This is a genomic window from Mesorhizobium sp. P2_D1 (assembly GCF_056404455.1).
Genome location: NZ_JBFUDZ010000003.1, coordinates 120613 through 132248 on the forward strand (window position 1 = coordinate 120613; position 11636 = coordinate 132248).

The following is an 11636-nucleotide window of genomic DNA, read 5'->3' on the forward strand; positions in this document are numbered from 1 at the left end:
TTCGAAATAGGCCATGGTAAGAAATCAAGCCACACGGCGCGGGAGGCGCCGTCAGCCATCTGAGCCGCCAAATGCTGATATGCCATTGCAACATCATCACCGAGAGGGAAATCGAGCAGACGATCATCGGGCTGCTGGATCAGGATCCCTGGCAATTGATCGTGCCGGCGAAGGTCTATCACACCATGCAGAAGCGCGGCCGCTGTTGCGGCTGCTTCCCAAATGTGGTCGAAACGATCATTCGGGTCACCGAAAATTACCACGCCCGCTCGGAGGCGAGCGGCGTCGACATCGTTTCACACATGGACCGCGTCAGAGGCCTGCGCGTCCAATATGGGAGCAGGATCCATGAAAGGCGAACCGCAGATCATCGAGCGGCTTAACGAGGCTCTTTTTCTGGAGCTCGGAGCCGTCAACCAGTATTGGGTACATTTCCGTCTGCTGGAGGACTGGGGATACGCCAAACTGGCAAAGAAGGAGCGGGCGGAATCGATCGAGGAGATGCACCATGCCGACCGGCTCGTGGCCCGCATCATCTTCCTCGAAGGCCATCCGAACCTGCAGTCCGTGGCGCCGTTGCGCATCGGGCAGAACGTCAAGGAAGTGCTCGAATCCGACCTTGCCGGCGAATATGACGCGCGTACCGCCTACAAGCGCTCGCGTGAGATCTGCGAGGAAGCGGGCGATTACGTGTCGATGAAGCTGTTTGAGGAATTGCTGTCCGACGAGGAAGGTCACATCGACTTCCTCGAGACGCAGCTCGACCTGCTTGCTTCGATCGGCGAGGAAAAATACGGCCAGCTCAACGCCGCATCGGCGGACGAGGCGGACTAAGGACATGCGGGAATGCGGCGCCTGCTAGAATTCGTGCGCCGCTTGCGGCGGGCCAATGGCTCGCCGCCTCGTCACAAAACGCCAGCCGGATCGGCGCGTGGGCGCTGTGTCGTCCTCGTGGTGGCGCTCACCTCTTCAGCGATTGCCGGCGACCTTCAGCCCGCCGGCCTCGCCACCACGCGCAACGACCTCAATCCGAAGGATCAGGCGCGCGTCACAGCCATCACCAGGCCGACGTCGGATTTTTCCAAGCCCGAGCAGTTCGAACGGATGCAAGGTGGCGCCGGCACGTCCAGGAAGGACGTCAGCCGCGATTCCTTCTCCCAATCCTCAGCCAACATCACCTTCGAGGAAGAGGGCACATTCAAGCTCGGCAACGCCCTGTTCCGCAAGAACTGGGTGTCGTCGCCATCCTCGACGCAGGCTTCGGACGGGCTCGGTCCGCTGTTCAATGAACGCGCCTGCCAGAATTGCCATCTGAAGGATGGCCGCGGCCGTCCACCGCAAGGCGACGTCGGCACCACCTCGATGTTCCTGCGGCTGGCCCGCGAGGCGAGCAGCGCGGAAGAGAAGGCAGCGCTTGCCGATCACCGGCTGCCTAACCTTCCCGACCCTGTCTACGGCTCGCAATTACAGGAGCTGGCCGTGCCAGGCCTGCGCGGCGAAGGCAGGATGCATGTCGACTATCAGGAACGGCCGGTGACGCTGGCGGACGGCACGGTGATTTCGCTGCGCAAACCCAGCTATTCGGTCATCGATTCCGGCTATGGGCCGCTTGATCCGCGCACCACGCTATCGCCGCGCCTGACGCCGCCGATGATCGGCCTTGGCCTGATCGAGGAGATCGCACCGGCGGATATCCTTGCCAATGCCGACCCGGACGACCGGAACGGTGACGGCATTTCCGGCAGGCCCAACATCGTGCGCGACGGCCAGAGCGGGGAGCTGACGCTTGGCCGTTTTGGCTGGAAGGCGCAGACCGCCTCGATCCGCCAGCAGGCGGCGGATGCCTTTGCCGGCGACATCGGCATCTCGACGCTTGAAGAGCCGAAACATTGGGGCGACTGCACCACCGCGCAGGAAAAATGCCTGACCATGCCGAATGGCGTGCAGCAGCGCCTCGGCCCGGTCGAGGCACCGGCGCCGGTGATGGATCTCGTCACCTTCTATTCGCAGAACCTGGCAGTGCCGGCACGCCGCGACTTCGACACACCGCAGGTGCTCGCCGGCAAGAAAATCTTCTACGAGACAGGCTGCATTGCCTGCCACACGCCGAAATTCGTCACCCGTCGCGGCACGCCCAACCAGGCGCAGGCCTTTCAGTTGATCTGGCCTTATTCCGACTTCCTGCTGCACGACATGGGGCCGGATCTGGCCGACGGCCAGGCCGTGGGCGAGGCGACGGGCAATGAGTGGCGCACTCCGCCACTATGGGGCATCGGTCTCACCGAAACGGTCAACGGCAATGCTTTCTTCCTGCATGACGGCCGCGCGCGCACCCTGACCGAGGCGATCCTGTGGCATGGCGGCGAGGCGCAGAAGACGCGCAACAGCTTTGCCGCCGCCAGTGCGGCCGACCGCGATGCACTGCTCAAATTCCTGGAGTCACTGTAATGCTCAAGCGCTCTGCACTGGTTCTTGTTCTGCCGCTGGCCCTGCTGGGTATCGTCCCGGCGTCGGCGACTGTGAAAGCCTCCGAAGTCATCCAGCGGGCGGTCGACGGCTTTGTCCGCCCGGCCTATGCCAGCCTGCACGACCACGCCGGCCGGTTGACCAAGGCGATGCACACGCTCTGCACCGCGCCCTCGCAAGAAGACCTCGATGCGGCGCGGGCCCAGTTTTCGGCGACGGTCGATGCCTGGTCGTCAGCCGAGATCATCGGGTTCGGGCCGATCAAGGAGAACAACCGGCTGGAGCGCATGCTGTTTTGGCCGGACCGCAAGAGCATCGGCCTGAAGCAGGTGCAGGCGGCGCTGTCCGACAAGGACCCGACAGCAACCGATCCGGCACAGCTGGCCGGCAAGAGCGTCGCCATGCAGGGGCTGGGCGCGCTGGAATTCGTCCTTTACGGCGATGGCGCCGAGGCGTTGACGGGCAAGGCCGATCCCTATCGCTGTGCCTATGGCGCCGCGGTTGCCGGCAACATCGAAACCATGGCCGGCGAGGTCAGCGCCGCCTGGAACAAGCCTGACGGTTTTGCCGCCCTTTGGGCCAATCCGGGGCCGCAGAATGCGCTTTATCGCGACGGCAACGAAGCGGTGACCGAACTGGTCGGTGTTTTCATCAATGAACTGGAAATGCTGCGCGACGTGCGCCTGAAGGGCTTTTTCGGCGGCAAGCCGGATGCGGACAAGCCGAGGCAAGCAATCTACTGGCGGTCGCAGAACACCACCAATTCGCTGGCCGCCAATCTGTCGGGAATAGACGATCTGTTCCAGGCCTCGAAGCTCGGTGACGCGCTGCCGCCGGACGCGCGCTGGATGGCGGAATCGATCCATATCCAGCTGGTCAACGGTGTCGCCACCGCCAAGGCGGTCGGCGGTCCGATCGACAAGGCACTTGCCGATCCGGCACTGCGCGAAAAGCTCGACCATCTCGCGCTGATTACCTCCAGCCTGTCGACCCTGATCGGCACCAGGCTGACCGCTGAATTCGGCCTCACCGCTGGGTTCTCGTCGCTCGACGGAGACTGAGCATGCCTACGCCGCTGATCGACCGCCGCGATTTCCTCCGGGCCGCAGGCATTGGTTTTGCCGCCGCGATGGCGCCGTCGGCTTGGGCAACGACACTGGCGGCGGAGGCCGTCTTCGCCACCGCCTTTGTCAAGCGCGACGGCAGTTATGGCGCGGCCGTGCTCTCCGAGGCCGGCAAGCTCCTGCATGCGATCGACCTGCCCGATCGCGGCCACGACGTCACTTTCGATCCGGTCTCGAAGCGCTCCGTAGTCTTCGCTCGCCAGCCCGGCACGTTCGCCGTGGTCTTCGATCATTCGGGCCGCGAGAAGCCGCTGACCATCACCAGCATCACCGGCCGGCATTTCTTCGGCCATGGCGTGTTCTCCCCCGACGGCGCTTTRCTCTATGCAACCGAGAACGATTTCGACAATGCCGCCGGTGTGGTCGGCATCTACGATGCGCGGGCGAAATTCAGCCGCATCGGCGAATTCCCGACCTATGGCATGGGTCCGCACGAGCTTCTGCTCCTGGGCGACGGCAAGACGATTGCGGTTGCCAATGGCGGCATCGAGACCCATCCCGACTATGGCCGCACCGAGCTCAACATCGCCACCATGAAGCCGTCCTATGTGCTGATCGACCGCGTCACCGGAGACCTCATCGAGAAGCACGAACTGCCGGCGGCACTGCACCAGCTGTCGATCCGCCATATGGACACCGACCGGTCCGGCACCGTCTGGTTCGGCTGTCAGTACAGGGGGCCGGGCACCGATCGACCCCTGCTGGTCGGGCGCGCCGCGCGTGGCAAGGAGTTGCAGCTGCTCGACATGCCGCAGGACGTGCTGTCCGGTTTCCGCAACTACATCGGCTCGGTCGCCGCCAATCCGGTTGCCGGTACCGTCGCCGTCTCTTCGCCGGAAGGCAATTCGCTCGTGGTGATCGACGCGGCGAGCGGCCGGGTCGTCTCGAACAGCGCGCTGGTCGAGGTCTGCGGCGTGGCGCCCGACGGAACCAGCTTCATGGCGACCACAGGCGCCGGCGAAATCATCGGGGGCAGCGGTGCGACACGCTCCGAACCGGACTATGTCTGGGACAACCATATGCTGCGCATCGAACAGGCTGCGTAGATACTTTTCTGCCGGGCCGAAACGAAGCCGCTTAACAAATTATGCACTATCCCCTTGCGGTGGCGGGCCGTGGCGGGCACAGGGAATTGTTTCTCGAACCGGTCGTTTCATGAAATTGCTTGCCATCGACTGTGCCGCCAACCTCTGCGCCGCTTGCGTCTATGACACCGAGGCGAAGCAGGAGCTTGGCCGTTCGGTGCTCGATCTCGGCAAGGGCCATGCCGAGCACCTGATGGCCGCCATCGCTGAAGCGTTGAAGGCAGGCGCAACCGACTATGCCGGTCTCGGCGCCATCGCCGTCTCTGTCGGTCCCGGCTCCTTCACCGGCCTGCGCGTCGGCGTCTCGACCGCGCGCGGCCTCGCGCTGGCGCTGAAGGTTCCGGCGATTGGGGTGACGACGCTCGAGGCGCTGGCCGCCGAGGCAGCCGGGACATTTCCTGCCCGCGCCGTGCTGGCGGCGCTCGACGCCGGCCGTGAGGAACTCCATGCCGCCCTTTTCGATGAAATGTCAGTTTTGACTTACGGTCCGGCTGTGACCACACTGGCGAGTGCCGTGGCCATGGCGACGGAAAGCGCTTCGGTGCTCTGCGGCACCGCGGCTGCGCAAATCGCTGCCTCAGCAGGGCGCGCCTTCGATATCGGCCCCGAGACGGCCACCGCCGACATTCTCACCTACGCTCGCATGGCGGCCGGGAAGGGCGGGGGCGAAAGGCCGAAACCGCTTTATTTGCGTGGTGCGGACGCCAAGCCGCAGGCTGGGTTCATACTATCAAGGCAACAAAACTAATGCGCATACCTTTTCTCCAACCACGCCGCCGGGACTATGCGCTCGAGCCGCTGAGGATCACCGACAGCCCGGCGGTCTCGCTGCTGCATCGCGAGGATTTTGTCCGACCCTGGACCGACGGCGAATTCGCTGCCTTGCTCGAACAGGATACCGTGTTCGGCTATGCCGCGCGCGAGACCGGGCAGGGCGCCAAGCCGCCGGTCGGCTTCGTGCTGGCCAGGCTGGCTGCCGGCGAGGGCGAGATCCTGACCGTCGCGGTGGCGCGCTCGCACCGCCGGCAGGGGCTGGGCTGGCAGTTGATGGACGCAGTGCTGCGCGAACTGCACGCTCAGCGCGCCGAAGCGCTGTTCCTCGAGGTCGACGAGACCAATGTCGCGGCGATCGCCCTCTACCGGCGGCTGGGCTTCCGCGAGGTCGGCAAACGCCCCAATTACTACAGGTCGTCCGAGCACGGGCCGACCGGGGCGCTTGTCATGCGCCGCGATCTTCGCTAGCCAGAGGCGCCAAATCCAAGGGTTAGCGCTTCCAAAAAGGACGCGCGGCGCTGTAACGGCAGGGCCGGGACTGTATGATCGCAAAAATCAGGATTTTCCTGGCGCTGGGCCTCGTCGCCGCCGGTTCGCTGGTCCTGGTGCCGTTGCAGATACTGTCGATGAAGACCGGCTGGTGGCCGGAGACCTTCATCCTCAAGATCTGGCACAGGCTGATCATCCGGGCGTTGGGCATGCGCATCCATGTCAAGGGTGCGCTGTCCGACAAACGTCCACTGCTGGTCGCGTCCAACCACGTCTCCTGGACCGACATCATGGTGCTCGGTTCCATGGTCGATGTGAAGTTCATCGCCAGAGCCGATATGGAAGGCTGGCCGCTGATCGGCATGCTGTCGAAGCTGCAGCGCACCGTTTTCATCGAGCGCGAGCGCAAGCGTTCGTCCGGCGACCAGGCCAGCGAGATCGCCAGCCGCATGGCCAAGGGCGACGCCATGGTGCTGTTCGCCGAGGGATCGACCGGCGACGGCAACATCGTCCTGCCCTTCAAGAGCACGCTGTTCGGCGCCGCCTCGATGGCGATTTCGGAAGGCGCGGCCGAACAGGTCTTCATCCAGCCGGTGGCGATCGCCTACACGCGCCTGCACGGCGTGCCGCTCGGCCGTCGGCACCGGCCGCTTGCCGCCTGGATCGGTGATGAAGACCTGATGCCGCATCTCAAGGTGTTGCTGAAGGAGGGGGCACTCGACGTCGAGGTGCATTTCGGCGAACCGATCGCCTTTTCCAAGGGCTCGAACCGCAAGGAAACGTCGAAGCTGATGGAAAGCCAGGTGCGCGCGATGATGCAGGCGGCACTCGCCGATCCGCGCCCGAGCCGGTAGACAGTTGACCGGTGCGCCAGTGTGCGTGACGGCTGTGGCGGAGAATCGTCTGTTTTTTGTCATCGAAAGGCGTTAGAAGCCGCCGGATGGACTTGAACACGATAGAGCGTGACGACATCGACGCCGCGGCCGAAGCGATGGCCGTGCCGGCGGCAGCCACCAGGAAGGTCTTCATCAAGACCTATGGCTGCCAGATGAACGTCTATGATTCACAGCGCATGGCCGATGCGCTGGCCGCCGACGGCTATACCGCCACCGATGCCATCAGCGAGGCCGATCTGGTGCTGCTCAACACCTGTCATATCAGGGAGAAGGCGGCCGAAAAGGTCTATTCCGAGCTCGGCCGTATCCGCGATATGAAGGCAGAACGCGCCGTGGCAGGCCGCGAGATGCTGGTCGGCGTCGCCGGCTGCGTGGCGCAGGCCGAAGGGGCCGAGATCATCCGCCGTTCGCCGGCCGTCGATCTGGTCATCGGCCCGCAGACCTATCACCGGCTGCCCGACGTGTTGGCGCGGGTGCGCGGCGGCGAAAAGATCGTCGAGACCGACTACGCCATCGAGGACAAGTTCGAGCATCTGCCGCAGCCCAAACGCGCCGAGGTCATCAAGCGCGGCGTCACCGCGTTCCTCACCGTCCAGGAAGGCTGCGACAAGTTCTGCACCTTCTGCGTCGTGCCGTACACCAGGGGCTCCGAAGTGTCGCGGCCGGTGGCGCAGATCGTTGCCGAGGCGCAGCGTCTGGCCGAAGCCGGCGTGCGCGAGGTGACGCTGCTTGGCCAGAACGTCAATGCCTGGCATGGCCAGGGCGAAAACGGCGAGGAATGGGGCCTTGGCCGCCTGCTGTTCAGGCTGGCGGAAATCCCAGGGCTGGCGCGGCTGCGCTACACCACCAGCCACCCACGCGACATGGATGACGAACTCATCGCCGCCCATCGTGATCTGCCTGCGTTGATGCCCTATCTGCACCTGCCGGTGCAATCCGGGTCCAACCGCATCCTCAAGGCGATGAACCGCAGGCACACCGCGAAGGATTATCTGACGCTGCTCGACCGCATTCGTGCCGCGCGACCGGATATCGCGCTTTCCGGCGACTTCATCGTCGGCTTCCCCGGCGAGACCGAGGCGGATTTCGAGGCGACCATGGAACTGGTGCGCCAGGTGAACTATGCCTCGGCTTTCTCGTTCAAATACTCGCCGCGTCCCGGCACGCCGGGCGCCGAGATGGCCGACCATGTGCCGGAAACGGTCAAGGATGAGCGCCTGCAGCGGCTGCAGGCCTTACTTCTGAAGCAGCAGCAGGATTTCGGCGCAAGCCTCGTCGGCARCACCATCGACACGCTGATCGAGAAGCCCGGCCGCCAGGCCGGCCAGAAGGTCGGCCGCTCACCTTGGCTGCAGCCCGTTATTGTTGATGAAAAGGCCGGCGAAATCGGTGACATTATCCAGGTGCGAATCACGAAGACGGGCTACAACAGCCTGTTCGCCGAATTGGCCTGAGGGTCTCGGCAGATGAGGAGAGACGGTTGAGCGCTGCAGAAGTGAAGAGCCTGCCCCCGGCACCGGCGTCTGGGGCTTCTGACATGGCGCACATCGTTCTGACTTTCGACAACAACAAGCTTGCCAGCGCCCTTTACGGTCAGTTCGACGAGAACCTGGCCAGGCTCGAGCAGAAGCTCGGCGTCGACATCCGCTCGCGCGGCAACCAGCTGACGATCAAGGGCTCGGCGTCGGCCGCCGAGCAGGCCCGCCGGGCTTTGGACAATCTCTACGGCATTCTCCAGAAGGGCGTCGATATCGGCCAGTCCGACGTCGACGGCGCCGTGCGCATGGCGATTGCCGCCGACGATCAGCTGACCTTGCCGACGCTGGAACGCAAGGGCAAGGTCTCTGCCGCCCAAATCGCCACCCGCAAGAAGACGATCTATGCCCGCTCGCTCAACCAGGACGCCTACATGCGCGCGCTGGAGCGGTCGGAACTGGTGTTCGGCATCGGCCCGGCCGGGACCGGCAAGACCTATTTGGCGGTGGCGCATGCCGCGATGCTGCTTGAGCGCGGCATGGTCGAACGCATCATCCTGTCGCGGCCGGCCGTGGAGGCCGGCGAACGGCTGGGCTTCCTGCCGGGCGACATGAAGGAGAAGGTCGATCCCTATCTGCGCCCTCTCTATGATGCGCTTTACGACATGATGCCCGCCGACAAGGTCGAGCGCGCCATTGCCGCGGAGGTGATCGAGATCGCGCCGCTCGCCTTCATGCGCGGCCGCACGCTGGCGCATGCCGCCGTCATCCTCGACGAAGCGCAGAACACCACGCCGATGCAGATGAAGATGTTCCTGACCCGTCTCGGCGAGAACTCGCGCATGATCGTCACCGGCGATCCGACCCAGATCGACCTGCCCTCGAACACCAAATCGGGCCTGGTCGAAGCCTTGCGCGTGCTGGATGGCGTAGCCGGCGCGGTAACGGTACGCTTCAACGACGGCGACGTCGTCCGCCATCCGCTGGTGGCGGAAATCGTCAGGGCGTATGACCGGGATGCCAAACTGGCGCGCGGCCTCGGCGCCGAGAATTGATGTGACGATGCGGCCTCATGCCTGAGGACAACATATCCGGCGACGGGGCACGTCCGGTCCCCGTCGACATTGATATATCAGTAGAAGCGGGCAATTGGCCCGATGAGGCAAGCCTGACACGGCTGGTCGATCGCGCGGTCGCGGCTGCTTTTGCCGAGACCGGCGTGGCGGGGCGTTCCGAACTCAGCCTCGTTTTTTCCGACGACGCCCATATCCGGACCCTCAACGCCGGCTGGCGCGGCAAGGACAAACCGACCAACGTCTTGTCTTTCCCGGCTTTTCCGCTTGTGCAAGGCGCTCCATTGCCGCCGATGCTGGGTGACATCGTGCTCGCCGCCGAGACGGTCGCGCGTGAAGCGGCACTGGAAGACAAGCCTGTCGAGAACCATATCACTCATCTCGTGGTCCATGGCCTGCTGCACCTTTTGGGCTATGACCACGAGACCGACGCCGAGGCCGAGGCGATGGAGGCCATCGAGCGCGCAGCGCTCGCGAGGCTTGCCATTCCCGATCCCTACGCGTAACTACGTCTGACCAATTGACCGGACGACGATGAACGACAAACCAGAGACTGCCGCCCGCCCCGACGCCGGCAGTGCGAATAAGGCTTCCGATACGTCGGAAGAGGGATCAAGTCCGAGTACCGTTACCGGCAGCGTTGCCAGCGAAACATCGCCAGCCGGTCCCTCCCTGTTCGACCGCGTGCTGGGCCTGTTCCGGCAGCGCAACGGAACCAGCCTGCGTGAGGAAATCGCCGGGGCGCTTGCCGAAACAGCGAGCGACGCCGGCGCCTTCTCGCCCGGCGAACGCGCCATGCTCAACAACATCCTGCGCTTGCGCGAAGTGCGCGTCGAGGACGTCATGGTGCCGCGCGCCGATATCGAGGCGGTCGAGATCACGACGACGCTCGGCGATCTGCTGGGCACCTTCGAGCAGTCCGGCCATTCGCGCATGCCGGTCTATTCCGAGACGCTCGATGATCCGCGCGGCATGGTGCACATTCGCGACGTGCTGGCCCACATCACCAAGATCGCGCGCGTCAAGAAGGGCCGCTCGACACGGAAAACCCCTGCCGCCACGGTTCTCGACCTCACGCAGGTCGACCTCGCGCGCACCATTGGCGACCTCAACCTGATCCGCCAGGTGCTGTTCGTGCCGCCGTCGATGCTTGCCTCCGACCTGATGGGCCGCATGCAGACGACGCGCACGCAGATGGCGCTGGTCATCGATGAATATGGCGGCACCGATGGCCTTGCCTCGCTGGAAGACATCGTCGAGATGGTGGTCGGCGACATCGAGGACGAGCATGACGACGATGAGCCGATGATCACCCAGAGCGGCGACGGCGTGTTCATCGTCGACGGCAAGGCCGAGATCGACGACGTTGCCAAGATGATCGGCGAGGATTTCGCCGCCGGCGAACATGGTGAGTATGTCGATACCATCGGCGGCATGATCTTCAACACGCTTGGCCGCGTGCCTGCGCGCGGCGAGGTGGTGCAGGCCATCCCCGGCTTCGAATTCCACGTCCTTGATGCCGATCCGCGCCGCGTCAAGCGCGTGCGCATCGTGCAGAGCCAGAAGGGCGAGCGCCGCCGGCGCGCCGCACGCACCGAGCAGGCTTAAGCATGATGCCGAAAAGTTGCAGACTTTTTCGGATAAACATCATGCGACAAGACCAAAGATGATGCCGAAAAGTTGCAGACTTTTCGAATAAACATCATGCGACAAAATAAGGACCTARGCGCCCGCCGATGACGATCGAGGACCCCTTCAAGCATTCCACCTTGGGGTCTGGGGTGTTCTACAGGGACCCTCGCGCCGCGCTGGACTGGCTGGAAACGGCCTTCGGCTTCGAGCGCAGCATGGTGGTCAGCGACGCCGATGGAAGGCTCGTCCACTCCGAGATGCGGTTCGGCGACGGTTACATCATCGTCGATTCCGAATGGACCGGTTACGTCGCCAGCCCCGCTTCCATCTCCGGCAAGAATACCCAATCAGTCTATGTGCGACTGAAGGACGGCCTGGATGGCCATTGTGAGCACGCCAGGGCAAAAGGCGCCGAGATCATCCAGGAGCCGACGGATCAGTTCTACGGCGAACGGCAGTATCGGGCACGGGATCCCGAAGGCCATGTCTGGACCTTCACGCAGGCCATTCGCGCTGTTTCGCGTGAAGAGGCCGAACGGCTGGGCGGCGTGCGCATCGACGGCTGGCACCGGTAGAGCTTGCATCGCAGCCAGCCATCCTGCGTTTGGAGCGCGGACCGCGG

General features: G+C 64.2%; 13 protein-coding genes. All 13 read left to right on the plus strand.

The window, feature by feature from the left end; translation table 11 throughout:
- The first annotated feature begins 71 nt into the window (after positions 1-71).
- The 13 genes from AC1D0I_RS04740 (at position 72) to AC1D0I_RS04800 (ending at position 11589) form a co-directional block, all read left to right on the plus strand.
- Positions 72-383: a (2Fe-2S)-binding protein gene (locus AC1D0I_RS04740; RefSeq protein WP_477305056.1), complete on the plus strand. Its 312-nt coding sequence runs from the start codon at positions 72-74 to the stop codon at positions 381-383.
- The gene (gene bfr / locus AC1D0I_RS04745; protein WP_095082450.1) at positions 349-834 is read left to right on the plus strand and encodes a bacterioferritin; all 486 of its coding nucleotides are present in this window, start codon (positions 349-351) and stop codon (positions 832-834) included. The genes AC1D0I_RS04740 and bfr overlap by 35 nt, the downstream gene beginning before the upstream one ends.
- Before the next feature lie 12 nt (positions 835-846).
- Positions 847-2448 (plus strand): di-heme oxidoreductase family protein, encoded by a 1602-nt coding sequence (locus tag AC1D0I_RS04750; RefSeq protein ID WP_477393398.1) that lies wholly within the window; start codon positions 847-849, stop codon positions 2446-2448.
- A complete protein-coding gene (locus AC1D0I_RS04755; RefSeq protein WP_477393400.1) occupies positions 2448-3527 on the plus strand; it encodes an imelysin family protein in 1080 nt (359 codons plus the stop codon). The genes AC1D0I_RS04750 and AC1D0I_RS04755 overlap by 1 nt, the downstream gene beginning before the upstream one ends.
- A gap of 2 nt (positions 3528-3529) precedes the next feature.
- Positions 3530-4636: a DUF1513 domain-containing protein gene (locus AC1D0I_RS04760; RefSeq protein WP_477393402.1), complete on the plus strand. Its 1107-nt coding sequence runs from the start codon at positions 3530-3532 to the stop codon at positions 4634-4636.
- A 109-nt stretch (positions 4637-4745) separates the two neighbouring features.
- Positions 4746-5423: a tRNA (adenosine(37)-N6)-threonylcarbamoyltransferase complex dimerization subunit type 1 TsaB gene (gene tsaB / locus AC1D0I_RS04765; RefSeq protein WP_477393403.1), complete on the plus strand. Its 678-nt coding sequence runs from the start codon at positions 4746-4748 to the stop codon at positions 5421-5423.
- Positions 5423-5917: a ribosomal protein S18-alanine N-acetyltransferase gene (rimI, locus tag AC1D0I_RS04770; protein WP_095082444.1), complete on the plus strand. Its 495-nt coding sequence runs from the start codon at positions 5423-5425 to the stop codon at positions 5915-5917. Before tsaB ends, rimI begins: the two co-directional genes overlap by 1 nt.
- 74 nt (positions 5918-5991) lie before the next feature.
- The gene (olsA, locus tag AC1D0I_RS04775; protein WP_477393405.1) at positions 5992-6792 is read left to right on the plus strand and encodes a lyso-ornithine lipid O-acyltransferase; all 801 of its coding nucleotides are present in this window, start codon (positions 5992-5994) and stop codon (positions 6790-6792) included.
- 86 nt (positions 6793-6878) lie between these two features.
- The gene (gene miaB / locus AC1D0I_RS04780; RefSeq protein WP_477393406.1) at positions 6879-8288 is read left to right on the plus strand and encodes a tRNA (N6-isopentenyl adenosine(37)-C2)-methylthiotransferase MiaB; all 1410 of its coding nucleotides are present in this window, start codon (positions 6879-6881) and stop codon (positions 8286-8288) included.
- 83 nt (positions 8289-8371) lie between these two features.
- Positions 8372-9364 carry a PhoH family protein gene (locus AC1D0I_RS04785; protein WP_023758127.1) on the plus strand — a complete coding sequence of 331 codons (993 nt, stop codon included), beginning with the start codon at positions 8372-8374 and terminating at the stop codon, positions 9362-9364.
- Positions 9365-9381: 17 nt separating this feature from the next.
- The gene (ybeY, locus tag AC1D0I_RS04790; protein ID WP_477393408.1) at positions 9382-9888 is read left to right on the plus strand and encodes an rRNA maturation RNase YbeY; all 507 of its coding nucleotides are present in this window, start codon (positions 9382-9384) and stop codon (positions 9886-9888) included.
- 28 nt (positions 9889-9916) lie between these two features.
- Positions 9917-10990 carry a hemolysin family protein gene (locus AC1D0I_RS04795; RefSeq protein WP_095082435.1) on the plus strand — a complete coding sequence of 358 codons (1074 nt, stop codon included), beginning with the start codon at positions 9917-9919 and terminating at the stop codon, positions 10988-10990.
- A 128-nt stretch (positions 10991-11118) separates the two neighbouring features.
- Positions 11119-11589 (plus strand): VOC family protein, encoded by a 471-nt coding sequence (locus AC1D0I_RS04800; protein ID WP_477393410.1) that lies wholly within the window; start codon positions 11119-11121, stop codon positions 11587-11589.
- Positions 11590-11636: the final 47 nt, after the last annotated feature.

What these genes read in the sequence shown, in the direction of transcription:
- AC1D0I_RS04740 (WP_477305056.1), top strand. Translation starts at nt 72, where the DNA reads ATGCTGATATGCCATTGCAACATCATCACCGAGAGGGAAATCGAGCAG.
- bfr (WP_095082450.1), top strand. Translation starts at nt 349, where the DNA reads ATGAAAGGCGAACCGCAGATCATCGAGCGGCTTAACGAGGCTCTTTTT.
- AC1D0I_RS04750 (WP_477393398.1), top strand. Translation starts at nt 847, where the DNA reads ATGCGGCGCCTGCTAGAATTCGTGCGCCGCTTGCGGCGGGCCAATGGC.
- AC1D0I_RS04755 (WP_477393400.1), top strand. Translation starts at nt 2,448, where the DNA reads ATGCTCAAGCGCTCTGCACTGGTTCTTGTTCTGCCGCTGGCCCTGCTG.
- tsaB (WP_477393403.1), top strand. Translation starts at nt 4,746, where the DNA reads ATGAAATTGCTTGCCATCGACTGTGCCGCCAACCTCTGCGCCGCTTGC.
- rimI (WP_095082444.1), top strand. Translation starts at nt 5,423, where the DNA reads ATGCGCATACCTTTTCTCCAACCACGCCGCCGGGACTATGCGCTCGAG.
- olsA (WP_477393405.1), top strand. Translation starts at nt 5,992, where the DNA reads ATGATCGCAAAAATCAGGATTTTCCTGGCGCTGGGCCTCGTCGCCGCC.
- AC1D0I_RS04785 (WP_023758127.1), top strand. Translation starts at nt 8,372, where the DNA reads ATGGCGCACATCGTTCTGACTTTCGACAACAACAAGCTTGCCAGCGCC.
- ybeY (WP_477393408.1), top strand. Translation starts at nt 9,382, where the DNA reads ATGCCTGAGGACAACATATCCGGCGACGGGGCACGTCCGGTCCCCGTC.
- AC1D0I_RS04795 (WP_095082435.1), top strand. Translation starts at nt 9,917, where the DNA reads ATGAACGACAAACCAGAGACTGCCGCCCGCCCCGACGCCGGCAGTGCG.
- AC1D0I_RS04800 (WP_477393410.1), top strand. Translation starts at nt 11,119, where the DNA reads ATGACGATCGAGGACCCCTTCAAGCATTCCACCTTGGGGTCTGGGGTG.